A 26,862-nucleotide genomic window follows, 5' to 3' on the forward strand; every position below is an offset into this window, starting at 1 on the left:
TCAGAACCGCTGTCATCGACACCGAAGAAGTCCCAGAACGCGTCCAGGCCGAAATCATCGGCGTGCGCAGCCGGCGCAGCCACCACCGGCGCCACCCCGAACGCCAGAAACGCCGCCACTGAACTCGACGCCCCCACCACGCGACGCCGCACCAAACCCCGAGCCGACGAACGGAACAATTTGCTAGACACTCGCCGACCCATGAAAGAACCTCTCAACAGTTTCTACTAAGAATCCCTGAAGGTCCGTAGTATGGGTCTTGAGTCCACTAACCGACAACTCAGGAATGGTAAACAGTGATGAATTTCATAGCAGTAGCCTGTTGTGATCGGTTCCGTAACGCAAAACCTGCTGGTAACGATGGCATTTGAGATATCGGTCACCCCCTTGCGGCGCTAGTCACATTCACTATTTCGGCGTCAACCACAGCAAACTGGCTGGCATATAGGTATTTTTACTGAGGCGGCTTATATACCGAGATCTGAGTGCGCATTAGAAGACATCTCACGCAGCGCGCGGCTCTTTACTAATGGTTTGCTGGAATGTGAGGCTAAGTCCCCTGGGGTGGTGGGGTTTCGGGCTTGCGACTGACCGGGGCTGATGGGCCCTGGTGTGTCGTTGAGGGCTTTGGGGTGGGCCATCGCGTAGTGGTCAATGAGTTACCGACCAAAGTGACTCAAGCAAAGGACACACAACGCGATGACCCACGACCATTCTGCCCTGCTCGCTCAACTTGATGCGCTCAAGTCCGCTGACGCCGGGGCGGTGTTCGCCGAGTTGATCCGGGCCGGGCTGCAGGCTCTGATCGAGGCCGAAGCCACCGAGGCGATCGGCGCCGGCCGCTACGAGCGAGCCCAGGGGCGGACCGCGCAGCGCAACGGGCACCGTCCCAAAACGGTGGCCACCACCTCCGGCGATGTCGAGGTGCAGATCCCCAAGCTGCGGGCCGGGTCGTTCTTCCCGTCGTTGCTGGAGCGGCGGCGCCGCATCGACAAGGCGCTGCACGCGGTGATCATGGAGGCCTACGTGCACGGGGTCTCGACCCGCAGCGTCGATGACCTGGTCGCCGCGATGGGAGTGGGCTCGGGGGTCTCCAAGTCGGAGGTCTCGCGCATCTGCGCGGGCCTGGATCGCGAGATCGAGGCCTTCCGCTCCCGCAGCCTGACCCATACCCAGTTCCCGTACGTGTTCTGCGACGCCACCTTCTGCAAGGTCCGTGTCGGTGCACACGTGGTATCTCACGCCCTGGTGGTGGCCACCGGAGTTTCCATCGACGGCACCCGCGAAGTGCTGGGCACCGCCGTCGGCGACAGCGAATCGTTTGAGTTCTGGCGCGAATTCTTGGCCTCACTGAAGGCTCGCGGGCTCTCCGGGGTGCATCTGGTGATCTCTGATGCCCACGCCGGCCTCAAGGCTGCGGTGGCTCAGCAGTTCACCGGATCATCGTGGCAACGCTCATCCGTCAACATCGAAGTTGGCGGGGCAGTCCCGCCGGGTCGCCTCCACCACCGGGAGAGGACCTTGGCAGCGTGACCTTCGAGGTCCAGCGGCAGACCCGTCCCTCCCGGTGGTGGCGGATCTCAACTGGCCAGTGGGAGTCGTGCCCAGAGCACCTGGATGAGCGCCCAGAGGGATCGGCCGTGAGGTGGCCCGAGAGATCCGAAGGGAGAACGAAGTGGTCGAGAAATCACAATGGTCAGCCTTCGCCGGAATCGATTGGGGCGGCGAGCATCATCAGCTGTGTGTGGTCGACGGCGCCGGCAATCGCCTGGTGGAACGGCGGGTAACTCACGACGTCGCGGGGCTGGTCGAGCTCGAGACGTTGCTGCAGCGGTTCGCGACCCGGATGCCGATAGCGGTGGAACGTTCAGAGGGGTTGCTCGTCGAGCAGCTACAGGCCAACGGCCATGTCGTATTCGCGGTTTCGCCGCGCATCGCCGCCCGGGCTCGCGAACGTTACAAAGTCGCTGCCGTCAAAGATGACCGCTTCGACGCATTCGTCCTGGCCGACTCGCTGCGCCATGAGCACACCCACTGGCGCAGCATGACGACGCCCTCGCCGTTGCTGGCCGAGATAAAGGCACTGACCCGGGACCGAGACCGACTCCTGGAAACCCAGCAGGCTGTCGAACATCAGCTGCGGATGATCCTCGAGGCCTACCATCCAGCACCGGTCCGGTTGTTTTCGTCGGTCGATCGGCAGATCACCTTGTCATTCATCCTCGACTACCCGACGCCAGCAATAGCATCGCGGGTCAAAACCACCCGCATGGCCGGCTTCCTGGCGCGGCATCACTACACCGGCCGCGTCTCCGCCCAGGTGCTGGCTGACCGCATGCGAGCCAACCTGCTTACCGCCTCCGCTGGCACCGTAGCGGGCAAGAGCTTCTCCGCGCAGAGTTACACCAGGCTGCTGCAACTGCTCAACAGCCAGCTCGCCGACTACGACGACGCCATCGCGGCAGCGGTAGCCGAGCACCCAGATGCACCGATCTTCGCCAGCTTTCCCGGCGTGGGGCCAGTGACAACCGGGGTACTCCTCAGCGAAATCGGCGAAGACCGCGATCGCTACCCCCATGCTCAAGCGTTGCTGGCCGAAGCCGGTCTGGCCCCGGTCACCCGCGCATCTGGGCGCTCCCGCAGTGTCCGGTTCCGCTACGCTGCCAATACTCGGCTGCGCGAATCAGCCATGTGGTGGGCCTTCAACTCCATGAAGGAATCACCTTGGGCTGCAGCGGCCTTCCGAGAAGCCCGCACCCAGCGCGGTCAGCGCTATCACCGCGCTCTGCGTGGGCTATCTGCCCGCTGGATGCGTGTGCTGTGGCGTTGCTGGACCGACGGAACCCCCTACGACCCAGCCAAACACACCACCGCCGTACCCGCCACGGCCTGACCAAGAGCCCACCCGCAGCCGCCGACCACGCAGTCGGGCGGCCGTTCAGCATGCCCGACAAATCCCACCACTTCAAAGCGGGGGTTGACAGTGGGAGTCTGCCGGGTGCATTTCATGCGCAACCTGCACGGCGTGGTGGCCGCCAAGCACGCGCCGGCGGTCACTGCGGCGATCAAGACGGTCTTCGCCCATACCGAGCCGGCCGAGGTCGCCGCTCAGTGGGACCAGGTCGCCGACACCTTGGAGCCCACATTTCCCAAGGTGGCGGCGATGATGGCCGAGGCCAAGACCGATGTCCTGGCGTTCACCGCATTCCCGCGGGCGCACTGGCAAAAGATCTGGTCGAACAATCCGATCGAGCGGCTCAACAAGGAGATCAAGCGCCGCGCTGATGTCGTGGAGATCTTCCCGAATCCCGCGGCGTTCCTGCGGCTGGCCACCGCCGTGGTCATCGAAGCCCACGACGAATGGCAGGTCACCCGCCGCTACCTGTCCGACATCTCCATGGCCGAGCTACGCAAGGTCATCGCCGCCAAACACGCCGCCATCACCGAACCGCTAGCCGAGCAACGCCAAATCGCCTAGCATCCACCACGACTCGTTGATCACCACGCATGACTCACGCCGATCCGAAGTCCACCACCCCACGGGGCACTGCCGAATGTGATGCCGCAGCCAACGACACGCCAACGGAACGCGACTCGTCCGCGCCCGATGACGATGGCCATAGTGCGCAACGCCGCGGATCGGTGCCTCGATCCGAAGATCGTGATCAGATGGACATCAGTGCGGAGAGATCAACTATCCGGCCGCTGAGCAGACAAACGCCGCCCGTCTCTGCCAGTGTCCGCCGGCGCATCTCCGACAACATCGGCAAAAGTGCTCGAAAGTGGCCAATTGCGCACTCCGGGAAGTGCCGGTACAAATACCTACTATGGTCGGGAAGCAAGACGTATCGCCGCGCAGACCACCCATCCTGGACAGGAGGGCCAGCCGCTTGCGCGACCATTGCGGCCTGTAGGGACGGTACATCTTGTCGAACACACGCGAGGCGGGTTTTCCGCCTGCCATGGCGCGGACGGTTTTGGTGGTCGATGCCGGGGATCCCCGGCCACCGTGGCAGCCCGGTACGGAGTCGTTGTCCACCGCTGCCCTCTCCTGGCTGGAGCGCACCCTTTCCGAGTTGGTTGCCGACCACGGCGGTATCCGCCTGACGGAGCAGGACCGCCGCGACAGGTTCGCCGCCGAATTCGTGGACACCAGTGACGCGGTGGCGTGCGCCCTGGCGTTGCAGCGCACGCCTTCGGCACCCATCCAGCCGCGAATCGCAGTGCACGCCGACGAGGGGCCGCCGGTCGAACCGGACCCGTACCCGAGATCCCTGGTGAACCGCGCCGCGCGGTTATGCGACCTGGCCCATGCCGGTCAGACGGTCTTGTCCGAGACAGCCCAGGAGTTGACGGGTGATCAGCTTCCCTTGGAGGCTTGGCTGGTTGATCTGGGTGTTCACCGGCTTCGCGGCAGACCGTATCCGGAGCGCGTGACGCAACTCTGCCATCGCGACCTTGTCAGCGATTTTCCGCCCCTTCGAACGGGAAAATCGGTGGCCGAGCCACATTTTCCGACGCCGCTGACGAGTTTCGTCGGACGCGATGCTGAACTGACCGAGCTCCGGCGGCTGGTTGACGGCAACCGTCTGGTGACGTTGACCGGCCCCGGCGGAGTCGGCAAGACACGGCTGGCGCTGCAACTGGCCGATGAGTTGGCCGGCAGGTTCCGCGACGGGGCATGGTGCGTAGATCTGTCGCCGATCACCGATCCAGAACTGATTCCCGAGCGAGTAACGAAAACGCTGGGCCTGCCCGATCGATCGGACCGCTCCCCACTCGACACTCTGGCGTGCTCGATCGCAGGCCGGCAATTGCTGATGGTGCTCGACAATTGTGAGCACCTGCTGGACGCGTGCGCACGGCTGACCGCCACGCTGTTGGCCGCCAACGCCGAGCTGACAATCGTGGCGACAAGCCGGGAACCCATCGGAGTAGCCGGCGAGGTGACCTGGACGACCCCCTCGCTCTCGCCGGCCGACGAGGCTGTCGAGTTGTTCCGTCAGCGCGCTCGGCTGGTCCGGCCGGGTTTCAGCGAGACCACTGACGATGCCGCCTTGGTAGCCGAGATCTGCCGGCGGCTGGACGGGGTGCCGTTGGCCATCGAGCTTGCCGCGACACGTGTTCGGGCGTTGTCGCTGGCCGAGATCGCCGACGGGCTGGGCGAGCGCTTCCAACTGTTGACCGGTGGTGCGCGCACTGCGGTGGCGCGCCAACAGACACTGCGGGCTTCAGAGGACTGGTCGCACGATTTGTTGAGCGAATCCGAGCGCGTAGTGTTTCGTCGATTGGCGCCGTTTCGGGGCGGGTTCGACCTTGACGCCGCCCACGCCGTCGCCGGCGGCACTGATGTGCCGCGTGGACAGCTCGTCGACAAACTCACGCAGCTGGTAGATAAATCGCTGGTGATAGCCGACAGCACCGGAGAATCGACGCGCTTCCGGCTGCTGCAGACGGTGCAGCAGTACGCCCTGGAGAAGCTGGAGCAGTCCGGGGAATCCGAGGCTATACGGGCGCGCCACCGTGACCACTACACAGCACTGTTCGACGCCGGGGTGACCGCCGGGTACGGCTGGCACATTGCGCAGGCGGAACTCGAGATCGACAACCTCAGGATCGCCTTCACCTGGAGTCGTGAGCATGGTGACATCGAGGTCGCCGCACATCTCGCCTCGTCGTTGTTCCCGCTGTGGATCCATAGCCGGACCATGGAGGGCCTGGCGTGGTTCGATGCCGTTCTCACCGCCCCCGCCGCCATGGCGCCTGCCGCGCGGGCCAGCGCTCTCGCCGACAAGGCCATCTTCGAGGCGTTGACCGGAAACTACGGCCATGCCGATCAAGCTGAAGAGGCAGTCGCCATCGCGCGGCGTCTCGATGACCCGGCCCTGCTCGCCTGGTCGCTGGCAGCCTGCGGTTTCACCTGTAGCTACAGCCCTGAACTGGCCCTGCCCTACTTCGAGCAGGCCATCGCACTGTCCCCCGCCCTGGACGACGATTGGCGGTTGGCCCAGATATATGGCGTACAGGCCTATTCCGCCTTTGTGGCCGGGGACCTGGCCACGACGCGCGTGGCCGCGGAGAAAGGGCAGCGCCTCGCCGACGCGGTCGGCGACTGGTCGGTTTCGCGGCTGTGCCGGCTCTGCTTGGGATTGACGCACCTTCATCGGGGCGAGCTCGCCATGGCCGCCGCCGAGGCCCGGAGCGTGGCTATCGAGGCCGAGGCAGCAGGCGATCCGCTGTTCAGCACCCAGAGTCTGACCGTCCTGGCCGAAGCCCTGGCGTGCCAAGGGGACACCCGAGGTGCCCGGGCCGCAGCGGACGCGTGCGTCGAGGCTGCCGCGGACCTCATCGACTTCCACCGTGCCGTCAGTTTCGGGACGGTGGCGGACGTGTCACTGGCCGCCGGTGATGTGTCCGGTGCGGTCGGCGCCGGTGCTGCGGCGTTTGACGCGTGCGCACTGCCGCAACTGCTGGCAATAACCGGCAATCCGGTCGCCAGGGCCGCGTTGGCGTCCGGCGACCTGGTCACGGCGCGCCACCTGGTCGACGAGGCGCTTGCCGTGGGGTCTGGATTCCAGCGGATACTGCTGCTGGAGTTACGTGTCCGGGTGTCGATGGCCGAGGGGAAACTCAAGCAGGCCGGGCAAGACGCGCGTCACGCGTTGGCGATCGCCGCGGAAACCGGGGGATACCTGGCCGTCCCCGATTTAATCGAGTCGCTGGCAGCAGTGAACTGCGCTGCAGGTCAGCATGATCGCGCAGCACGGCTGTTCGGCCTGGCGGCCAGCGCCCGAGATATCACCGGCACGGTCCGCTCCAAGGCGTACGACGCTGGATACACCGACGCAGTCAATACCCTACGAGAAGCAATGCCGCAGGACGACTTTGAGCGTCATTGGGCCCGAGGAACCGCATTGTCGATCGCTGAGGCCATCGCCTACGCATCCGGCACCGAAGGCAGCCGTAAACGCCCGTCGAGTGGTTGGGCTTCGCTGACTCCGGCCGAACACAACGTCATCCGGCTCGTCAGTGCTGGACTCCGCGACAAAGACATCGCCTCGAAACTGAACGTCTCGCCGCGAACCGTGCACTCCCACCTGAACCACATCTATACCAAGCTCGATATCTCTTCCCGCGTCCAACTCGTCCAGGAAGCGGCGAGGCATATCTGACCCGGCGACGTTGCCCCGGCGGCTCAGGCCCCGTACACCGGCACCGGCGGGCGCGCCTGGGCCAGCAGATCGGTGACGACCGGGCCCAGCTCGGCGGGATCCCAGCGGGCGCCCTTGTCGGCCTCCGGGCCGTGCGCCCAGCCCTCGGCGACGCGGATCTTGCCGCCCTCGACCTCAAAGACCTTGCCGGTGACATCCTTGGATTCCACGCTGCCCAGCCACACCACCAGCGGGCTGACGTTCTCCGGAGCCATCGCGTCGAAGGCCTGGTCCTGTGTCGCCATCATGTCGGCGAACACCGTCTCGGTCATCCGGGTGCGCGCTGACGGGGCGATCGCGTTCGCGGTGACGCCGTAGCGGCCCATCTCGGCCGAAGCGACCAGAGTCAGCGCGGCAATACCGGCCTTGGAGGCGCTGTAGGTAGCCTGCCCGACACTGCCCTGCAGACCGGCGCCCGAACTGGTGTTGATGATGCGGGCGTCCACGGTTTCGCCGGCCTTGGACTGCGCCCGCCAGTAGGCGGCGGCGTGCTTCATGGTGGCGAAGTGACCCTTGAGGTGCACCGCCGTAACGGCGTCGAATTCCTCTTCGGTGGCGTTGGCGAACATCCGGTCCCGCACGATGCCGGCATTGTTGACCAGCACGTCGAGTCTGCCGAAGTGGTCGACGGCGGTCTGGATCAGCGCCGCGGACTGCTCCCAGTCGGCCACATTGGAGCCGTTGGCGACGGCTTCCCCACCGGCGGCGACGATCTCGTCGACCACGCCCTGGGCGGCGCTACCGCCACCGGCCGGTGAGCCGTCCAGGCCCACACCGATGTCGTTGACCACCACCCGGGCGCCCTCGGCGGCGAAGGCCAGCGCGTGCGCCCGCCCGATTCCGCCGCCTGCTCCGGTAACGATGACCACCCGGCCGTCGAGAAGTCCCATGTGTGCTGTCTCCTTTGTTTTGGGCCGACTTTTACTTATTTGCGCTCGAAGCGTCGAGGTAGGCGGGCGCCTCGCCGCCGCCGTGGGCTTCCAGGGTGGCGCCGCTGATGTAGCACGCGGCCTCGGAAGACAGGAAGGCTGCCGCCCAGCCGACGTCGGCCGGCTTGGCGAGCCGGCCCAGCGGCACGGTGGCGCCGACGGCAGCCACCGACTCGGCGTCGCCGTAGAACAGTTCGGACTGCTCGGTCTCGACCATGCCGACCACCACCGAGTTGACCCGCACCTTGGGCGCCCACTCCACGGCCAGGGTGGCGGTCAGATTGTCCACGCCGGCCTTGGCCGCGCTGTAGGCCGCGGAGCCCGGCGACGGCCGGTGACCACTCACGCTGGTGATGTTGACGATCGACCCGCCACTGTCCTGGGTCTGCATGACGGCGTTGGCGTGCTGGGCGACCTGCAGCGGCGCCAGCAGATTGAGCTCGATGATCTTGCGGCTGAAGTTGGCCGATGCCTCGGCGGCCAAGGCATGCGGTGAACCGCCGGCGTTGTTGACCACCACGTCAAGCCGGCCATGCTTGGCGACCACCGTCTCGATCAGGCCCTTGACCGCGTCGTCGTCGCGGACGTCGCAGGCGTGGAACTCATACGGCAGGCCGTCTCCGGGCCGGCGCGCACAGGTCACCACCGTGGCGCCCTGATCGGCGAAGACGGCGCTGATACCCGCGCCGACACCGCGGACACCACCGGTCACGAGCACCACTTTGCCGGTCAATCCGAAATAGAGGGAACCGGACTTGAGATCAGACACTGTGCTAGCGTACCAAGCAAGTGCTTGCTTAGGTAGCTCAGGTGGTTCACGACCCCCGAATCGACAGGGAAAGCCAGGAACAGCAGATGCCGATCACATCCACGACCGTCGAACCCGGGATCGTCACGGTCACCGTCGACTATCCGCCGGTCAACGCTCTGCCCTCCCGGGCCTGGTTCGAGCTCGGCGACGTCATCACCGCCGCCGGCAACGACATGTCCACCCATGCGGTGATCCTGCGCGCCGAAGGCCGCGGCTTCAACGCCGGCGTGGACATCAAAGAGATGCAGAACACCGAGGGCTTTACCGCGCTGATCGACGCCAACCGGGGCTGCTTCGCCGCCTTCAAGGCCGTCTACGAGTGCGCGGTACCGGTGATCGCCGCGGTCAACGGCTTCTGCGTCGGCGGCGGCATCGGGCTGGTCGGCAACGCCGACGTGATCGTGGCTTCCGATGACGCCAAGTTCGGCCTGCCGGAGGTGGAGCGCGGCGCACTGGGCGCGGCCACCCACCTATCCCGGCTGGTCCCGCAGCACATGATGCGCCGGTTGTTCTACACCGCGGCCACCGTGGATGCCGCCACCTTGCACCAGTACGGTTCGGTGCACGAGGTGGTGCCCCGCGCCGAGCTCGATGAGGCCGCGCTGCGGGTGGCCCGCGACATCGCCGCCAAGGACACCCGGGTGATCCGCGCGGCCAAGGAGGCGCTGAACCTCATCGATGTGCAGAAGGTCAACAGCAGCTACCGGATGGAGCAGGGCTTCACCTTCGAACTGAACCTCGCCGGGGTGGCCGACGAGCACCGCGACGCCTTCGCCGGCACCGAGAAGGGGAAGAAGTGACGACCAAGCTGACCACTCTGGACGACGCCGTCGCCGAGTTGCGCGACGGCATGACTATCGGCATCGGCGGCTGGGGCTCGCGCCGCAAGCCGATGGCTTTCGTCCGCGCCATCCTGCGCACCGACGTGAAGAACCTGACCGTGGTGACCTACGGCGGGCCGGACCTGGGACTGCTGTGCTCGGCGGGCAAGGTGCGACGGGCCTATTACGGGTTCGTCTCCCTGGACTCGCCGCCGTTCTACGATCCCTGGTTCGCCAAGGCCCGCACCACCGGCGCGATTGAGGCCCGCGAGATGGACGAGGGCATGCTGCGCTGCGGGCTGCAGGCCGCCGCCCAGCGGTTACCGTTCCTGCCGATCCGGGCCGGCCTGGGCAGCTCGGTGGTCGACTTCTGGGAGGGCGAGCTCAAGACGGTCACCTCCCCCTACCCCGTCGAGGGTGGGCACGAGACGCTCATCGCGATGCCGGCACTGAACCTCGACGCCGCGTTCGTGCACATGAACCTCGGCGACGAACGCGGCAACGCCGCCTACACCGGTATCGATCCATACTTCGATGACCTGTTCTTGATGTCGGCGCAGCGCCGCTTCTTGTCGGTGGAGAAGATCGTGTCCACCGACGAGCTGATCGCGGCCACCTCACCGCAGACCCAGGTGATCAACCGGATGATGGTGGACAAGGTCGTGGAAGCACCCGGTGGCGCCCACTTCACCATCGGGGCAGCCGATTACGGGCGCGACGAGAAGTTCCAGCGTCACTATGCCGAGGCCGCCAGGTCCGACGAGACCTGGGCGGAGTTCAAGGCCACCTACCTGTCCGGTAGCGAAGACGACTACCAGGCGGCGGTCAAGGCATTCGGAGCGGAGGCACAAGCATGACCGACTCACCCACCCGCGCCGAGATCTGCGCCATCGCCTGCGCCGAGCTGTTCCGCGACGCCGGCGAGATCATGGCCAGCCCGATGGCCACGGTGCCCTCGGTGGGCGCCCGGCTCGCCCGGCTGACCTTCTCCCCCGACCTGGTGCTCACCGACGGGGAGGCCCGCATCCTGGCCGACACCCCGGCGATCGGGAGGGTCGGCCCCCTGGAGGGGTGGATGCCGTTCAACCGGGTCTTCGAAACCCTGTCGTGGGGCCGACGGCATGTGATCATGGGCGCCAACCAAATCGACCGGTACGGCAACCAGAACCTGTCGGCGTTCGGTCCGCTGCAGCATCCGACCCGGCAGATGTTCGGGGTGCGCGGTGCGCCCGGCAACACCATCAACCACACCACCAGCTACTGGGTGGGCGCACACTCGCCGCGGGTGTTCTGCGAGACCGTCGACGTCGTGTCCGGGATCGGCTACGACAAGGTGGACCCGGACAACCCGGCCTTCCGGTTCTTCAACCTCGGCGGGGTGGTGTCCAACCTGGGCGTGTTCGACTTCGGCGGTCCGGACCACCAGATGCGCGCGGTCTCGCTGCACCCGGGCGTCACCGCCGAGGAGGTCGCCGAGAACACCTCGTTCGAGGTGCACGGGCTGGCCGATGCCGCCACCACCCGGCTGCCCGAGATCGAGGAACTGCGGTTGATCCGTGAAGTCATCGACCCGAAGTCGCTGCGCGACAAAGAAGTACGGTCATGACCAAGCTCCGCACCCCGCTGACCGAACTGGTCGGCATCGAACACCCGGTGGTGCAGACCGGGATGGGCTGGGTGGCCGGCGCCCGACTGGTGTCGGCAACCGCCAATGCCGGCGGGCTGGGCATCCTGGCCTCGGCGACCATGACCATCGACGAGCTGGCCGCCGCGATAGCGAAGGTGAAGTCGGCGACCGACAAGCCGTTCGGGGTCAACATCCGCGCCGACGGCGCCGACGCCGGCGACCGGGTGGACCTGATGATCCGCGAGGGCGTCAAGGTGGCGTCCTTCGCGCTGGCGCCCAAACAGGAACTGATCGCGAAACTCAAAGAGGCGGGCTCGGTGGTGATCCCGTCCGTCGGTGCGGCCAAGCACGCCAAGAAGGTGGCATCCTGGGGCGCCGACGCGGTGATCGTGCAGGGCGGCGAGGGCGGCGGGCACACCGGACCGGTGGCCACCACGCTGCTGCTGCCGTCGGTGCTGGACGCCGTTGCCGGCACCGGTGTGCAGGTGATCGCCGCCGGCGGTTTCTTCGACGGTCGCGGCCTGGCCGCCGCCCTGTCCTATGGGGCCACCGGCGTCGCGATGGGCACCCGTTTCCTGTTGACCTCGGATTCGACGGTGCCCGATGCGGTCAAGCAGCGCTACCTGGCCGCCGACCTGGGCGGCACCGTGGTCTCCACCCGGGTCGACGGCATGCCGCACCGGGTGCTGCGCACCGAATTGGTGGAGAAGCTGGAAAGCGGCTCGCGGGCACGCGGTTTCAGCGCCGCCATCCGCAACGCGGCGAAGTTCAAGAAGATGTCGGGCATGAGCTGGCCCACCATGATTCAGGATGGCCTGGCCATGCGCCACGGCAAGGAACTCACCTGGTCACAGGTGCTGATGGCCGCCAACACACCGATGCTGCTCAAAGCCGGTCTGGTGGAAGGCAACACCGAGGCCGGCGTGCTGGCCTCGGGCCAGGTGGCCGGCGCCCTCGCGGACCTGCCGTCGTGCGCGGAGCTGATCGAGGGCATCGTGGCCGACGCCGTAGCGCACCTACGCGCAGCTTCTTCCCTCATCACCTGACGCCGAGACGGAATCTCACGACGCGAGCTAGCGGCCGGACCTAGGCCTCCACCACCATCAGGGTGTGTCCGGTCGGGTCGCGGAACCAGAACATCGGCGGGACCGGGTCTCCCATTCTCGCCACCTGCGCGTCGACGTCGACTCCGAGCTCACGCATCGCGGCGAGCGTGGCGTCGATGTCGTCAGTGGTCAGTGTGATGCCGGTATCGGTCGGCTCGACCGGGCCGCTCTCCGGCGGCGGCGGAGCCAGCGCGATGCCGGCTATCCCGGTGGGCGGGTAGACCTCGATCCACCGGTAGCCGTCACCCATCTCGATGTCGGTGCGCTTCTCGAAGCCCAGCGACTCGTAGAACGCAACCGCCTTGTCCTGATCGGGCGTCGCCACGCACACCAGGTTGATCGTCTTCAGACCGGTCGTGATGGTGCTCATCTTGCTCCTTCTCGGTTGGAAGCCCTGCCAGGGCCGTATGCCCTGGCAATCTGCTGCGAGCTCGCCCAGCGGCTGTAGGTGGGATATTGCGGCCAGCCGTCGGGCGAGTCCTGCCACCCTTCCTGGCGCCCGTAGGGCAGCACGTCGATCAACGCGAACGCGTGGCTGAGTTGCTCGACTCCCCGCCCGGTCGTATGCCAAGTCCGGAATACCTTGTCGCCCTGGCGCAGAAAGACATTCACGGCGAAACCGCCGCCCGGCGGGGCATCCACATCAGCCCCGAACGTGCTGTCGGCGGTGCTGTACCAGGCCATCTGGTTGCCCACCCGGCGCTTATAGTCCAGCGCTTCGTCGATCGGACCCTGGGTGACGACGACGAAGCGCGCTTCGTAATCCGACAGGAACTCCAGCCGGGTGAACTGCGCGGCGAACCCGGTGCACCCCGGGCATTGCCACTGCTGGCCCGGAGACCACATGTGGTGGTAGACGATCAGCTGTCGCCTGCCGTCGAACACGTCTGCGAGACGGACCGGTCCGTTCTCCCCTTGCAGCACATAGTCGGCCATCGCCACCATCGGCAGCCGCCGGCGCTGCGCGGCGATCACGTCGAGTTCTCGCGTGGCTGCCTTCTCCCGGCGCCGTAGGGCGTCCAGCTCGCGCTGCCAGGTCGGCCGATCCACGACCGGCGGCAGTCCCGGAGTCGTCGTCACAACCACCTCCCGCTGCTATGTGTACGGCGTCCACATCAGTTATGTTGACACCGTACACTTCCATTCGAGGGGGTTGTCAAGGGTTGCCTGTCACGAAGTCCGGTTATCACCACGGCGATCTGTGCGCCGCGCTGATCGACGCCGGCCTGCAGCTCACCCGGACCGGCGGCCCGGATGCCCTGACCATCCGGGCGGCGACCCGGCGCGCCGGGGTCTCACCGAACGCCGCTTACCGTCACTTCGCCGACCGTGAGGCACTGTTGACCGCGGTGGCGATGGCCATCCACGACAAGGTGGCCGCGCGCATGCTCAAACCGGTGCACCGGCGGGGTTCAGCGCAGACCCGGGCCCGTGATCAGCTGCGCGCAGTCGGTCTCGGCTACGTCGAGTTCGCCTTGAACGAACCGGGGTGGTTCGCGGTGGCTTTCTTCGGCGGTTCAGCGAGCCTCGACGCAGGAGAGGCGAAACTGGGACCGCCGCATGAGCACGGCGGTTCCGACTTCAGCGCGGTCGGCGATGACTGGGCCCCGCCGCCGTTTCGTGCACTGGTGGACGCCCTCGACGCGATGACCGAAGCCGGTGTGCTGCAACCGGACCGGCGCCGGGGAGCGGAGTGGCCGTGCTGGTCGGCCGTACACGGCTTCGCCGAACTGGCGCTGCACGGGCCGCTGCGCGACACCAGCCGCGACGAACTCGATTCGCTGGCACGGCGAACGGTCGACGACATCGTCGCCGGGCTGGTGCGTTGACCCGCTACCTCACCCGGCCCGGTTCTCCCGGGCCGGAGCGGCAAGGTGGATTCCGTTTCCGACCGCGAGCACAAAAGAGGTCAGATCGTTCGCGAGGTCGTCTATCGACCGCGGCGGCTCGGTGTCATGCAGGAAGTCAGCGACCAACTCGAACAGCCCGCCGACGGTGGCGACCGCCATCGCCCGGTAATCGGCGACGTCGTCCGGCGGCGCCTTGCTGCGCCAGAACGCCTCGAGGAAGGCCGCGGCCCACCTGCGGTTCTCCTGTCGCCGGGCCTCAACCCGCGGCGAGATACCGGTGCACTCCCGGAACGCCACCACCGCCACCCGGGGATCGTCCACCAGCACGTGCGCAAACGTGGTGGCAACCCGGCGCACGGTCAACTCTTCCGCCTCGTCGGGGGCGCTGCGCCCCAACTCCTGCTGGGTTTCCGCCTTGAGCCGATCGCCGATCTGGTTCAGCAGCGCCAGGAAGCAGTCTTCTTTGCTGTCGAACAGTTCATAGAAGGCCTTGTTGCCGACGTAGGCCGTCTGACAGATCTGTTCGATCGACGTGTTGACGTATCCGTCCTGCGCGAACAGGTCGAAAGCCGCGGTCAGGAGTTGGTCGCGACGCTGTGCACGACGTTGCTCGGCGTCCAGCCCGCGAATCCGCCGCCCGCCGGGCACCGAGGTCGTCATTGCTTCCATGTCGCTTCCATGTCGCAGAAGTTTAGCTGTCAAGCCGCTCGATGATGGTGACGTTTGCCGTACCGCCGCCCTCACACATGGTCTGGAGGCCGTAACGGCCGCCGGTGCGCTCCAACTCGTGCAGCATCGTGGTGAACAATTTGGCTCCGGTGGCGCCCAGCGGGTGGCCCAGCGCGATCGCCCCGCCGTTGGGGTTCACCTTGGCCGGGTCGATCGGGAACTCTTTCATCCACGCCTGCACCACCGGGGCGAACGCCTCGTTGATCTCCACCACGCCGATGTCTTCGATATCGAGGCCGGTCTTCTCCAGCGCGTAGCGGGTGGCCGGGATCGGGCCGGTCAGCATGAACACCGGGTCGTCGCCCCGGGCGCTGATGTGGTGGATACGGGCGCGCGGCGTCAGTCCGTGCGTCTGCACTGCGCTTTCTGACGCGAGCAGCACCGCGGACGCGCCGTCGGAGATCTGGCTGGCCAATGCGGCGGTGAGCCGGCCGCCCTCGACCAGGGGCTTCAGCCCGGCCATCTTCTCCAGCGTCGATTCCCGCGGCCCCTCGTCGACCCGGAACGCGACACCGTCGACGTCGACCGGGATGATCTCCTTGTCGAAGCGGCCCTCGGCGATGGCGGTGAACGCCCGCTGGTGGCTCTGCAGTGCGAAGCGTTCCATCTCCTCGCGGGACAGGTCCCACTTCTCGGCGATCATCTCGGCGCCGCGGAACTGCGAGATCTCCTGGTCGCCATAGCGTTCCAGCCACTTCTTGGACTCGTTGGTGGGCGAGGTGAAGCCGAACTGCTCGCCGACGATCATCGCCGACGAGATCGGCACCCAGCTCATGTTCTGCACGCCGCCGGCCAGGATCAGGTCCGCGGTGCGGCTCATGATGGCCTGGGCGCCGAACGAGATCGCCTGCTGGCTGGACCCGCACTGCCGGTCGACGGTGACACCGGGTACGCCGTCGGGGTAGCCCGCGGCCAGCCAGGCCAGCCGGCCGATATTGCCGGCCTGGCCGCCGATCGCGTCCACACATCCGGCGATCACGTCGTCGACGGCCGCCGGGTCGACGCCGACCCGGTCCAGCAGCCCGCGAAACGCCAACGCGCCCAGGTCGACCGGGTGCACGCCGGCCAGCGACCCGTTGCGCTTGCCGACCGCGGTGCGGGCTGCGTCGATCACGTAGGCCTGTGAGATTTGTGCGGTCATTTCAGACTCCTTCACTGATTCCACCCAGCACGATGGCGAGGTACTGTCTGCCCACTTGTTCGGCGGTGAGCGGTCCGCCGGGCTGATACCAGCGCACCGACACCCAGGTGGTGTCTCGGATGAAACGGTAGACCAGGTCGACATCGAGGTCGGGCCGGAAACATCCCGCTTCGGCGCCCTGCTGCAGCACGTCGATCCACATCTTGCGCTGCTGGCGATTGCGCTCATCGACGTAGCCGAAGCGCTCCTGCGAAGACAGCCGCTTGGCCTCGTCCTGGTAGATGACGACCTGGGCGTGCCGGTGCTCGATCGCATCGAACGACGCCAGGAACAACCCCTTGAAGCATTCCATCGGATCGGATTCGGTGTCGATGATCTGCTGGTAGCGCTCGAACAGCCAATCGAGGAAGTCGCGCAGCACCTCGTCGACCATCTCCTCCTTGGAGGAGAAGTGGTGATACAGACTCCCCGACAGGATCCCGGCAGCGTCGGCGATGTCGCGCACCGTGGTCGCGCGCAGCCCACGCTCGGCGATCATCGCCGCAGCCAGGCTCAGGAGTTCGTCACGGCGCGTCATGGCATCACGGGTGCTGACTGGAAACCGAGATGACTTCGCCGGTCAGGTAACTGGAATAGTCGCTGGCCAAGAACGCGATGGTGGTGGCGATCTCCCACGGCTCGGCGGCCCGGCCGAACGCCTCGCCCTCGGCGAGCCGGTCGAGCAGCTCCGCGGAGCTGGTCTTCTCCAGGAACTTGTGTCGGGCGATCGACGGCGACACGGCGTTGATCCGAACCCCGTACTCGACCGCCTCGATGGCACTGCACCGGGTCAGCGCCATGACACCGGCCTTGGCGGCGGCGTAGTGCGACTGGGAATGCTGCGCACGCCAGCCCAGCACGCTGGCGTTGTTGACGATCACCCCACCGTGCTCGACACCGCGGAAATAGCGCAATGCGGCTCGGGTCGACCGCATCACCGAGTTGAGCGTGACATTCAGGACGCGGTCCCACTCCTCGTCGGTCATGTCGATCACCGGCGTCTGGCCGCCCAGGCCGGCGTTGTTGACCAGCACGTCGAGCCGGCCCATCTTGGCCACGGCGGTCTCGAACAGTTCGTCGACCGCGGCCGTCGAGGTGACGTCGCAGACCACCGCCTCCACCCGGCCCAGCCCGAGGGCGGCCAGTTCGTCACGGGTCTCGGAAAGCCGGCGCTCGTGATAGTCGGAGACGACGACGTCGGCACCTTCGAGCAGCGCACGACGGGCGGTGGTGGAGCCGATTCCGGTGCCGGCGGCCGCGGTCACCAGCACCGTCTTGCCCTTCAGCAGGCCGTGTCCGGCGATCTCTTCCGGCGCGGTGGACAGATCCGAAACCGAGCTCATCCCTTTGCCTCCCGGGGTAGGCCGAGAACCCGCTCGGCGATGATGTTGCGCTGAATCTCGTTCGATCCGCCGTAGATGGTGTCTGAGCGGGTGAACAGATAGAGCCGCTGCCACTCGTCGAACTCGCCGTCGGCGAGCACCATCGAGTCGCGACCGATCACATCCATGGCGAGCTCGCCCAGGTCGCGATGCCAGTTGGCCCACAACAGTTTCGAGACGTTATCTTGACCGGGCTGCTCGACGTCCATGGTGGCCAGCGCGTAGGACCGCATGGCACGCAAGCCGACCCAGGATCGGGTCAGCCGCTCGCGGATCAGCGGATCTTCGGCGACGCCGTTGCGCTGGGCGAGCTCGGCGAGCGCGGAAAGCTCACGCGCGTAACGGATCTGCTGACCCAGTGTCGACACGCCACGCTCGAAGGTGAGCGTGCCCATCGCGACCTTCCACCCGTCACCGGGCTCGCCGACCACCAGGTCGGCGTCGGTGCGCGCGTCGTCGAAGAACACCTCGTTGAACTCCGAGGTGCCGGTCAGCTGCACGATCGGCCGGATCTCGACGCCGGGCTGGTCCAACGGCACCAACAGGTAGGACAGTCCGTTGTGCCGCTTGGAGCCCTTCTCGGTGCGGGCCACTACGAAGCACCACTGCGACAGGTGCGCCAGTGACGTCCAGACCTTCTGGCCGTTAATCACCCAGTGGTCGCCCTCCAGCACGGCGGTGGTGGCGACATTGGCCAGGTCACTGCCGGCACCGGGCTCGGAGTAGCCCTGACACCACAGCTCGGTGACGTTGCGGATGCCGGGCAGGAAACGCTGCTGCTGTTCGGGGGTGCCGAAGGCGATCAGCGTCGGCCCGAGCAGCTCCTCGCCGAGGTGGTTGACCTTGTCGGGCGCATCGGCGCGCGCGTACTCCTCGTAGAAGGCCACCCGGTGCGCCACCGACAGGCCGCGCCCGCCGTGCTCCACCGGCCAGCCCAGGCAGGTCAGCCCGGCGTCGGCGAGATGACGGTTCCACGCCATCCGCTCCTCGAAGGCCTCGTGTTCGCGCCCGGGACCGCCCAAGCCCTTGAGCTTGGCGAACTCCCCAACCAGGTTGTCGTCCAGCCATGCGCGGACCTCGGCCCGGAACTCCTCGACTGCTTGCACCCTTGTAGGCTAACCTACCAAGCACTTGCTTGTTAGCCCCGGCGCAGATGCGCGTCACAGAGGAGCGGCGCACATGAGCCCCGAACCGCAGACCACTCCTGCGGCGCTGGACCACATCGCGCGGACGCTTCCCGATCACGCCGCCCTGGTCACCGAGGACGGCAGCTTCAGCTACGCCCGGCTGCGCGACGAGGTGCGCCGGGTCGCGGCTGCCCTGATCGCCCTCGGCGTGGCGCCCGGCGACCGGGTCGCGCTGTGGTCGCCCAACACCTGGCACTGGGTGGTGACCTGCCTGGGCACCCACTACGCCGGCGGCGTACTGGTGCCGCTGAACACCCGCTACACCGCGTCGGAGGCCACCGACATCCTGGCTCGCAGCAAAGCCAGGGTGCTGGTCGGGATGGGCCGGTTCCTCAAAGCCGACCGACTCGCCGAACTCGAGCGGGACGAGCTGCCCGCACTCGAGCACACCGTCCGGATCCCCGTGGAACACGGCGACGCGGCGGCGGCGGCATCCTGGGCTGAGTTCATCGCCGCGGGCGCCTCGACAACCGACGACCAGATCGACGCCCGCGCCGCCGCGGTCGGGCCCGACGACCTGTCGGACATCCTGTTCACCTCGGGAACAACCGGCCGGAGCAAGGGCGTGCTCTGCGCCCACCGGCAGTCGCTGGCCGGCCCGGCGGCCTGGGCCGAGTGCGGGCGGATGACCGCCGACGACCGCTACCTGTGCATCAATCCGTTCTTCCACAACTTCGGCTACAAGGCCGGCATCCTGGCCTGCCTACAGACCGGGGCCACCTTGATCCCGCAACTGACCTTCGACCCGGCCGCAGCGCTGCGCGCGATCGCCGAACACCGGATCACCGTGCTGCCCGGGCCGCCGACCATCTACCAGACGCTGCTGGACCACCCCGACCGCGATCGGCATGACCTGAGCTCGCTGCGGTTCGCGGTCACCGGTGCGGCCACCGTGCCGGTGGTGTTGATCGAGCGGATGCAGAACGAGCTCGACATCGACATTGTGCTCACCGCCTACGGGCTGACCGAGTCGGGCGGGTTCGCCACCATGTGCCGCGCCGACGATGATGCCGTCACCGTCGCCACCACCTGCGGGCGGCCGATCGCCGACTTCGAGTTGCGGATCGATCGCGGTGCCGACTCCGAGGCCGGCGAGGTGTTGCTGCGCAGCGCCAACATCATGCTGGGTTACCTCGATGACGCCGACGCCACCGCAGCCGCCGTCGACGCCGACGGCTGGCTGCACACCGGCGACGTCGGCACCCTCGACGGGGCCGGGAATCTGCGGATCACCGACCGGCTCAAGGACATGTACATCTGCGGTGGCTTCAACGTCTATCCCGCCGAGATCGAGCAGGTGCTGGCCCGCCTCGACGGGGTGGCCGACGTGGCGGTGGTCGGCGTGCCCGACGAACGGCTCGGCGAGGTCGGGCGGGCATTCATCGTGCGCCGGCCCGGACCGGGTGCGGCCCTCGATGAAGCAACGGTGATCGCTTACGCCCGTGAGCATCTGGCGAACTTCAAGGCACCGCGATCGGTGACCTTCGCCGACTCCCTGCCGCGCAATCCCGGCGGCAAGGTGGTCAAGCATGAGTTGAGAGAGTGGGCTTAGATGGACTTGAATATTGATGCAGAGACCGAGGCCTTCCGCGCGGAGGTCCGCGAGTTTCTGGCGGCGAACAAAGACAAGTTCCCGGTCGCGTCCTACGACACCGCCGAGGGTTTCGAACAGCACCGCCGGTGGGACAAGGTGCTTTACGACGCCGGCCTGTCGGTGATCGCCTGGCCGGAGAAATACGGCGGGCGCGACGCCACCCTGCTGCAGTGGGTGGTGTTCGAGGAGGAGTACTTCCGCGCGGGCGCGCCGGGCCGGGCCAGCGCCAACGGCACCTCGATGCTGGCGCCGACGCTGTTCGCACACGGCACCTCCGAGCAGCTGGACCGGGTGCTGCCGAAGATGGCCAGCGGCGAGGAGATCTGGGCGCAGGCCTGGTCGGAGCCGGAGTCGGGCAGCGACCTGGCGTCGCTGCGCTCGACGGCCACCAAGGTAGAGGGCGGCTGGAAACTCAACGGGCAGAAGATCTGGAGCTCACGCGCTCCGTTCGGCGAGCGCGGCTTCGGCTTGTTCCGCTCGGACCCCGACGCCCAGCGCCACCACGGCTTGACCTACTTCATGTTCGACCTCAAAGCGCCCGGGATCACCGTGCGCGCCATCGAGCAACTCGGCGGCGAGACCGGTTTCGGCGAGATCTTCCTCGACGACGTGTTCGTGGGAGACAACGACGTGATCGGTGAGCCGAACGAGGGTTGGCGCGCCGCGATGAGCACGTCGAGCAACGAGCGCGGCATGAGTCTGCGCAGCCCGGCCCGGTTCCTGGTGGGCGCGGAGAAGCTGGTCGCGCTGTGGCGCGAGCACGGCAGCGACCCGGTGTTCACCGATCGGGTCGCCGACGCCTGGATCTCCGCGCAGGCCTACCGGCTGCAGACCTTCGGGACCGTGACCCGGCTGGCGGCCGGCGGCGAGCTGGGGGCGGAATCCTCGGTGACCAAGGTGTTCTGGTCCGATCTCGACGTCGCGCTGCACCAGACCGGCCTGGACATCCGCGGCGTCGACGGCGAGCTCGCCGACGCCTGGACCCACGGCTACCTGTTCGCGCTCGGTGGCCCGATCTACGCCGGCACCAACGAGATTCAGCGCAATATCATCGCCGAGCGGCTGCTGGGCCTGCCCCGGGAGAAGAAGTGAAATTCGATCTAGACCAAGAACAGCGCGACTTCGCGGCCAGCATCGACGCCGCGCTGGCCGCCGCCGACGTGCCGGGTGCGGTGCGCACCTGGGCGCAGGGCGAACCCGAAGCGGGACGTCGGGTGTGGAACCAACTCGCCGAACTCGGTGTCACCGCGCTGGCGGTACCCGAGCAGTACGACGGCATCGGTGCGCACCCCGTCGACCTGATGCTGACCATGGAGGCGTTGGGCCGCTGGTGTGTGCCGGGGCCGGTGGTGGAATCGATCGCGGTGGCACCGGTGTTGCTTGCCGGCGCACCCGACGCCGCAATGCGGCTGGCCGCCCTCGCCGCCGGTGAGCTGATCGCCACCGTGGCACTGCCGCCGCACGCCCCTCGCGCCGTGGATGCCGAGACCGTCGACCTGGTCCTGCTTGCCGAGAACGGCAAGGCCGGCGTCGCGCAGCCCGGCACCCGGCACGCCTCGGTGGACCCGAGCCGGGGCGTCTGCGATGTCACCGCTACCGGCGACTCCTGGGACGCCGACACCGGCCGCGGCTACGAGGTGGGGGCCCTGGCCACCGCGGCACAGTTGATCGGGGCCGGACAGGCCATGCTGAACACGGCCGTCGACTACGCGAAGCAGCGCACCCAGTTCGGCCGGGTGATCGGCGGCTACCAGGCGATCAAGCACAAGCTCGCCGACGTGCACATCGCCCTGGAGTTGGCCCGCCCGCTGGTGTACGGGGCGGCGCTGTCGTTCGCCGACAACTCCCCCGATGCCGCCCGCGACGTCAGCGCCGCCAAGGTGGCGGCGTCCGACGCCGCCCTGCTGGCCGCGCACTCGGCGCTGCAGACGCACGGTGCCATCGGTTTCACCAGTGAATGCGACCTGTCGCTGTGGCTGCTGCGGGTGCAAGCCCTGCGCCCGGCCTGGGGGGATCCCACCGCCCACCGGCGGCGAGTGTTGGAGGCGATCTAAGTGGCCCGCAACGAAGAACGCGACCTGCTACGCCAAACGGTGGCGGCGCTGGTCGACAAGCACGCCACCCCCGAAGCGGTCCGGACGGCGATGGAGTCCGACCGCGGCTACGACGAGTCGCTGTGGCAGCTGTTGTGCGAGCAGGTCGGTGCCGCCGCGCTGGTGGTGCCCGAGGAGCTCGGCGGCGCCGGAGGCCAACTGGGTGATGCCGCCGTCGTTCTCGAGGAATTGGGCAAGGCACTGGTGCCCACCCCGCTGTTGGGCACCGTGCTGGCCGAGCTGGCACTGTTGGCCGCCCCCGAGCCCGATGCCGAAACGCTGGAGCAGCTCGCCGAAGGCAGTGCGATCGGAGCGGTGGTCTTCGGCGACGGCTATGCGGCCAACGGGGACCTGGTGGGCGCCGCCGATGTCCACGGGGTCGTCATCGGCGCCCAGGACGGCCAATTGCAGCGCTGGACCGCCTTCACCGCCGAGCCGGTGGCCACCATGGACCCCACCCGCCGGTTGGGCCGGGTCACCGCCGAGCAGACCGCGGCCATCGGCGCCGACCCCGGTATCGCCGACTATGCGGCGATCCTGCTGGCCGCCGAACAGATCGGCGCGGCCAGCCGCTGTCTGGACCTGACGGTGCAGTACACCAAGGACCGGGTGCAGTTCGGCCGGCCGATCGGCAGCTTCCAGGCCCTCAAGCACCGGATGGCCGACCTGTACGTGGACGTCTCGGCCGCCCGAGCCGTCGTCGACGACGCCCTCGCGGAACCTTCTGCCACCGCCGCCGCACTGGCCAGAGTCGTTGCCAGCGAGGCATTCTCCAAGGTCGCGGGTGAAGCGGTCCAACTGCACGGCGGCATCGCGATCACCTGGGAGAGCGACATCCAGCTCTACTTCAAACGCGCGCACGGCAGTTCGCAGCTGCTCGGCCAGCCGGCCGAACACCTGCGCAGGTTACAGACCGAGGTGTTCTGACAGCCCGTACGGTAGACACATGTGCACCCGACTGGTTTACCTAGGCCCCAATGGCAACATCATCACCGGACGGTCGATGGACTGGAAGCTGGATCTGGCTACCGACCTGTGGTCGTTGCCGCGCGGGGTGACGCGTGACGGGCGGGCCGGGGCGAACTCCATCGAATGGACCGCGAAGTACGGCAGCGTGGTGGCCACCGGCTACGACATCTGCACCACCGACGGATTGAACGAGGCCGGACTGTCGGCCAACCTGCTGTGGCTGGCCGAGTCGGAGTTTCCGGCCCACGGCGGTTCCCGCCCCGGGATGTCGGTCGCAATATGGGCCCAGTACATGCTCGACAACTTCGCCACGGTGGCCGGTGCGGTCGCGGCACTGCAGACCGAACCGTTCGACGTGCTCACCGAGGGCGTACCCGGCGAGGAGCGGCTGGCCACCCTGCATCTGTCGATGTCGGACGGCAGCGGTGACAGTGCGATCGTGGAATACGTTGGCGGTAAACAGGTCATCCACCACAGTCGCGACTACCAGGTGATGACCAACTCGCCGATCTTCGAACAGCAGCTCGCCGTCAACGCCTACTGGGAACAGCTCGGCGGCACCGTCATGCTGCCGGGCACCAACCGGGCCGCCGACCGGTTCGCGCGGGCCTCGTTCTACGTCAACGCGATACCCAAGGTCGAGGACCCCAAGATCGCGCTCGCATCGGTGTTCAGCGTGGTGCGCAACGTCTCGGTGCCGTTCGGCATCTCCACACCGGACGAGCCGAACATATCGTCCACCCGCTGGCGCACCGTCGCCCACCACACCCGCAAGCTGTACTGCTTCGAGTCGGCGTTGACGCCCAACGTCTTCTGGGTGGACCTGAACAAGCTCGACCTCACCGAGGGGGCACCGGCGCGCAAGCTGGATCTGGGTCGCGACGAATCCAACACGTTCGCCGGCGAGAGCTCAGCGGAATTCGCCGTCGCCGAACCGTTCACGTTTCTGGGGATCACCACGTGACCGCGCACCGTTGCCTGGCCGCGGTCCTGTTGGCAATGCTGGTGTGCGCCTTGGCAACCGCCGGTCCGGTCGCGGCGACCACCGCACCGGACTGGTCCGGCCTGGATGCCCGTGCCTACCCCGGGCCGATCCCGTCGGCCGGCGAGCTGATCACCGCGGTGCCGCTGAACCCGGCATTGTCGGTGCGCGGGGCCGGCGAGGCGTTTCGCATCCTGTACGCCACCGTCGACCAGCATGCCGAACCGGCGGTCAGCACGGCAGCCGTCTTCACCCCGCGCGCCGCGCCGCCACCCGGGGGATGGCCGGTGATCGCCTGGGCGCACGGCACCGTGGGCCTCGGCGACGACTGCACGCCCTCGGCACTGCCCCGCAGCGCCCGGGACGACGAGTACCTGTCGCACTGGCTCGACCAGGGCTACGTCGTCGTCGGCACCGACTACGCCGGCCTGGGCACCCCGGGACTGATGAGCTACCTCAACAGCACCGCCGAAGCGCATTCGGTGGTGGACTCCGTCCGCGCGGTCCATCACCTGGACCTGCCGCTGTCGCCGAAATGGGCGATCGTCGGCCAATCGCAGGGCGGCGGCGCGGCGGTGAACAGCGCCTGGTGGGCCGACCGGCTGACCGCAGGCGCCGGACTCGACTACCGCGGCGTGGTGGCCACCGGAACGCCGGCCAACATCGAGCGGGTGTTCACCCAGGCCGGGCCGGACCTGGCCCGGCGTCCGGCGCCGCCGGCGGCGATCAGCTACACCTCCTACATCCTCGCCGCACTGCGCGAGGCACACCCCGAACTCGGGATCGACGGTGTGCTGACCCCGCGCGGCCGGGAGCTGACCGACGCCGCGCAGTCGCTGTGCAAGCCGACCCTGGACCAACGGGTCGGCACCACCACGCTCAACGAGTTGTTCAGCGCCCCGGTCGGCTCGCTGCCCGGCATCGACGCGGCGCTGGAGAGCTTCATGGGCACACCCACCGAGGGTTACAGCCGGCCGATCTTTCTGGGCCAGGGGCTGCTCGACAGCGATGTCCCGCCGCTGTCCACCCAGACGCTGTATCAGCAGCTGGTCGACAATCACCAGGATGTGGAGCTGCACATCTACCCCGACCAGGACCATTCCGGCACGGTGATCGCCTCGATGCCCGACTCCACCCGTTTCCTGCAGCGGGTCATGGCAGGTTGATGCCATGACCGATTCGGCTCCCGGGTCCGGCGGCGTCGCGCTGCGCGCGGGTATCCCACCGTTCCATGTGATGGATGTGTGGCTGGCCGCCTCCGAACGACAGCGCAGCCACGGCGACCTGGTCAACCTGTCGGCCGGGCAGCCCAGTGTCGGCGCGCCCGGACCGGTGCGTGAGGCCGCCGCCGCGGCGCTGCGGGCCGACCAGCTCGGCTACACCGTCGCGTTGGGGATCCCGGAGCTGCGCTCGGCCATCGCCGGCTCCTACGCGAACCGCTACGGCCTGGCCGTCGACCCCGACGATGTGGTGGTGACGACCGGCTCGTCGGGCGGTTTCCTGCTGGCGTTTCTGGCCTGCTTCGACGCCGGTGACCGAGTGGCGATCGCCAGCCCCGGGTATCCGTGCTACCGCAACATCCTGACCGCGCTGGGCTGCGAGGTGGTCGAGATCCCGTGCGGGCCCGAGACCCGCTTCCAGCCCACCGCGGCCATGCTCGCCGCGCTCGCCGAAACCGGACCGTTGGCCGGGGTGATCGTCGCCAGCCCGGCCAACCCGACCGGCACCGTCCTGGAACCCGCGGAGCTGGCCGCGATCGCCACCTGGTGCGACCAGACCGGGGTGCGACTGATTAGCGACGAGGTCTACCACGGCCTGATCTACGACGGCGCCCCGCAGACCAGCTGTGCCTGGCAGACCTCGCGGAACGCGGTGGTGGCCAACAGCTTTTCGAAGTACTTCGCGATGACCGGCTGGCGGCTGGGCTGGCTGCTGGTGCCGCCGGCGCTGCGCCGTGCGGTGGACCGCCTCACCGGCAACTTCACCATCTGCCCGCCGGTGCTGGCCCAGTACGCCGCGGTCGCCGCCTTCACCCCCGAATCGATCGCCGAAGCGCAAGGCCATCTGCGGCATTACGCGGCCAACCGGGCGCTGCTGCTCGACGGGCTGCGGGGCATGGGCATCGACCGGCTGGCGCCCACCGACGGGGCGTTCTACGTCTACGCCGACGTCGCCGGGCACACCGACGACTCGCTGGCGTTCTGCGCGCGACTGCTGGCCGACACCGGTGTCGCGCTGGCGCCGGGTATCGACTTCGACACCGAACGGGGCAACACGTTCGTGCGGCTGTCGTTCGCCGGTCCGAGCGCCGATATCTCCGACGCTCTGCATCGCATCGGCGGGTGGCTGCCGCTCCGGTAGGTTTATCGGCAGGCTCGACTCGATCGAAGG

Annotated in this window: 23 protein-coding genes and 2 pseudogenes; 16 read left to right on the forward strand and 9 right to left on the reverse strand. The window is 67.6% G+C overall.

The features are described from left to right. Positions 1-699: 699 nt before the first annotated feature. The 4 genes and pseudogenes from AWC24_RS03550 to AWC24_RS03565 all read left to right on the forward strand — a co-directional run. Positions 700-1,467 (forward strand): annotated as a pseudogene (locus AWC24_RS03550) (IS256 family transposase); the annotation flags it as partial. Positions 1,468-1,675: 208 nt separating this feature from the next. Then, positions 1,676-2,893, forward strand: a complete 1,218-nt coding sequence (locus tag AWC24_RS03555) for an IS110 family RNA-guided transposase (protein WP_085082207.1) — start codon at positions 1,676-1,678, stop codon at positions 2,891-2,893. Positions 2,894-2,992: 99 nt separating this feature from the next. Then, a pseudogene (locus AWC24_RS03560) lies at positions 2,993-3,478 on the forward strand (transposase); the annotation flags it as partial. Between the two features lie 484 nt (positions 3,479-3,962). Then, complete coding sequence (locus AWC24_RS03565; RefSeq protein WP_085082148.1) at positions 3,963-7,172, forward strand: helix-turn-helix transcriptional regulator; 3,210 nt, start codon at positions 3,963-3,965, stop codon at positions 7,170-7,172. A gap of 23 nt (positions 7,173-7,195) precedes the next feature. Here AWC24_RS03565 and AWC24_RS03570 read toward each other — a convergent pair whose 3' ends face one another. Beyond that, positions 7,196-8,101 carry an SDR family oxidoreductase gene (locus tag AWC24_RS03570; RefSeq protein WP_085082149.1) on the reverse strand — a complete coding sequence of 302 codons (906 nt, stop codon included), beginning with the start codon at positions 8,099-8,101 and terminating at the stop codon, positions 7,196-7,198. 31 nt (positions 8,102-8,132) lie between these two features. Continuing rightward, positions 8,133-8,909 (reverse strand): SDR family oxidoreductase, encoded by a 777-nt coding sequence (locus AWC24_RS03575; protein ID WP_085082150.1) that lies wholly within the window; start codon positions 8,907-8,909, stop codon positions 8,133-8,135. Positions 8,910-8,995: 86 nt separating this feature from the next. On the opposite strand from AWC24_RS03575, the gene echA20 reads away from it, so the two are divergent. The 4 genes from echA20 to ipdC are packed head-to-tail and all read left to right on the forward strand — an operon-like array spanning position 8,996 to position 12,445. After that, the gene (gene echA20 / locus AWC24_RS03580) at positions 8,996-9,751 is read left to right on the forward strand and encodes a (7aS)-7a-methyl-1,5-dioxo-2,3,5,6,7,7a-hexahydro-1H-indene-carboxyl-CoA hydrolase (protein ID WP_085082151.1); all 756 of its coding nucleotides are present in this window, start codon (positions 8,996-8,998) and stop codon (positions 9,749-9,751) included. Continuing rightward, positions 9,748-10,629, forward strand: a complete 882-nt coding sequence (gene ipdA, locus AWC24_RS03585; RefSeq protein WP_085082152.1) for a cholesterol ring-cleaving hydrolase subunit IpdA — start codon at positions 9,748-9,750, stop codon at positions 10,627-10,629. Before echA20 ends, ipdA begins: the two co-directional genes overlap by 4 nt. Then, positions 10,626-11,378 carry a cholesterol ring-cleaving hydrolase subunit IpdB gene (gene ipdB, locus AWC24_RS03590; RefSeq protein ID WP_085082154.1) on the forward strand — a complete coding sequence of 251 codons (753 nt, stop codon included), beginning with the start codon at positions 10,626-10,628 and terminating at the stop codon, positions 11,376-11,378. Before ipdA ends, ipdB begins: the two co-directional genes overlap by 4 nt. Continuing rightward, positions 11,375-12,445 (forward strand): (3aS,4S,5R,7aS)-5-hydroxy-7a-methyl-1-oxo-octahydro-1H-indene-4-carboxyl-CoA dehydrogenase, encoded by a 1,071-nt coding sequence (gene ipdC / locus AWC24_RS03595; RefSeq protein WP_085082156.1) that lies wholly within the window; start codon positions 11,375-11,377, stop codon positions 12,443-12,445. Before ipdB ends, ipdC begins: the two co-directional genes overlap by 4 nt. 40 nt (positions 12,446-12,485) lie before the next feature. Here the strand turns inward: ipdC and AWC24_RS03600 are convergent, their stop codons facing one another. Beyond that, complete coding sequence (locus AWC24_RS03600; protein ID WP_085082158.1) at positions 12,486-12,875, reverse strand: VOC family protein; 390 nt, start codon at positions 12,873-12,875, stop codon at positions 12,486-12,488. After that, positions 12,872-13,585: a DUF899 domain-containing protein gene (locus tag AWC24_RS03605; protein WP_234807247.1), complete on the reverse strand. Its 714-nt coding sequence runs from the start codon at positions 13,583-13,585 to the stop codon at positions 12,872-12,874. The genes AWC24_RS03600 and AWC24_RS03605 overlap by 4 nt, the downstream gene beginning before the upstream one ends. Positions 13,586-13,668: 83 nt before the next feature. Between AWC24_RS03605 and AWC24_RS03610 the strand changes: the two genes are divergently transcribed. Next, positions 13,669-14,334: a TetR/AcrR family transcriptional regulator gene (locus AWC24_RS03610; protein ID WP_109560313.1), complete on the forward strand. Its 666-nt coding sequence runs from the start codon at positions 13,669-13,671 to the stop codon at positions 14,332-14,334. A 9-nt stretch (positions 14,335-14,343) separates the two neighbouring features. On the opposite strand, the gene AWC24_RS03615 is transcribed toward AWC24_RS03610, so the two are convergent. The 5 genes from AWC24_RS03615 to ipdE1 are packed head-to-tail and all read right to left on the reverse strand — an operon-like array spanning position 14,344 to position 18,752. Next, positions 14,344-15,024, reverse strand: coding sequence for a TetR/AcrR family transcriptional regulator (locus tag AWC24_RS03615; RefSeq protein WP_165757700.1), 681 nt, complete (start codon positions 15,022-15,024; stop codon positions 14,344-14,346). A 22-nt stretch (positions 15,025-15,046) separates the two neighbouring features. Beyond that, entirely contained in the window at positions 15,047-16,213 is a 1,167-nt protein-coding gene (gene fadA6, locus AWC24_RS03620) for a steroid 3-ketoacyl-CoA thiolase FadA6 (protein ID WP_085082213.1), read from the reverse strand. 13 nt (positions 16,214-16,226) lie between these two features. Continuing rightward, positions 16,227-16,802: a TetR family transcriptional regulator KstR2 gene (kstR2, locus tag AWC24_RS03625; RefSeq protein WP_085082162.1), complete on the reverse strand. Its 576-nt coding sequence runs from the start codon at positions 16,800-16,802 to the stop codon at positions 16,227-16,229. A gap of 4 nt (positions 16,803-16,806) precedes the next feature. Next, positions 16,807-17,607, reverse strand: a complete 801-nt coding sequence (gene ipdF, locus AWC24_RS03630) for a (5R,7aS)-5-hydroxy-7a-methyl-1-oxo-2,3,5,6,7,7a-hexahydro-1H-indene-carboxyl-CoA reductase (protein WP_013830640.1) — start codon at positions 17,605-17,607, stop codon at positions 16,807-16,809. Then, positions 17,604-18,752 (reverse strand): acyl-CoA dehydrogenase IpdE1, encoded by a 1,149-nt coding sequence (gene ipdE1 / locus AWC24_RS03635; RefSeq protein WP_085082164.1) that lies wholly within the window; start codon positions 18,750-18,752, stop codon positions 17,604-17,606. Before ipdE1 ends, ipdF begins: the two co-directional genes overlap by 4 nt. Before the next feature lie 73 nt (positions 18,753-18,825). Here ipdE1 and fadD3 point away from each other — a divergent pair, with 73 nt between their 5' ends. Genes fadD3 through AWC24_RS03670 form a run of 7 tightly spaced genes read left to right on the forward strand, consistent with a single transcriptional unit; the run spans position 18,826 to position 26,832 of the window. Next, positions 18,826-20,385 carry a 3-((3aS,4S,7aS)-7a-methyl-1,5-dioxo-octahydro-1H-inden-4-yl)propanoate--CoA ligase FadD3 gene (fadD3, locus tag AWC24_RS03640; protein ID WP_085082166.1) on the forward strand — a complete coding sequence of 520 codons (1,560 nt, stop codon included), beginning with the start codon at positions 18,826-18,828 and terminating at the stop codon, positions 20,383-20,385. Further along, positions 20,386-21,519, forward strand: a complete 1,134-nt coding sequence (locus AWC24_RS03645) for an acyl-CoA dehydrogenase family protein (protein ID WP_085082168.1) — start codon at positions 20,386-20,388, stop codon at positions 21,517-21,519. Then, positions 21,516-22,481 carry an acyl-CoA dehydrogenase family protein gene (locus tag AWC24_RS03650; RefSeq protein WP_085082170.1) on the forward strand — a complete coding sequence of 322 codons (966 nt, stop codon included), beginning with the start codon at positions 21,516-21,518 and terminating at the stop codon, positions 22,479-22,481. The genes AWC24_RS03645 and AWC24_RS03650 overlap by 4 nt, the downstream gene beginning before the upstream one ends. Beyond that, positions 22,482-23,447 (forward strand): acyl-CoA dehydrogenase IpdE2, encoded by a 966-nt coding sequence (ipdE2, locus tag AWC24_RS03655; protein WP_085082172.1) that lies wholly within the window; start codon positions 22,482-22,484, stop codon positions 23,445-23,447. Positions 23,448-23,466: 19 nt separating this feature from the next. Then, positions 23,467-24,453: a bile salt hydrolase gene (gene bsh, locus AWC24_RS03660; protein ID WP_085082174.1), complete on the forward strand. Its 987-nt coding sequence runs from the start codon at positions 23,467-23,469 to the stop codon at positions 24,451-24,453. Positions 24,454-24,488: 35 nt separating this feature from the next. Beyond that, positions 24,489-25,637, forward strand: coding sequence for an alpha/beta hydrolase family protein (locus AWC24_RS03665; protein WP_085082215.1), 1,149 nt, complete (start codon positions 24,489-24,491; stop codon positions 25,635-25,637). Positions 25,638-25,641: 4 nt separating this feature from the next. Further along, entirely contained in the window at positions 25,642-26,832 is a 1,191-nt protein-coding gene (locus AWC24_RS03670; protein WP_085082176.1) for a pyridoxal phosphate-dependent aminotransferase, read from the forward strand. Positions 26,833-26,862 lie beyond the last annotated feature (30 nt).

It is taken from the genome of Mycolicibacter senuensis (genome assembly GCF_002101885.1).
Lineage (GTDB): Bacteria > Actinomycetota > Actinomycetes > Mycobacteriales > Mycobacteriaceae > Mycobacterium > Mycobacterium senuense.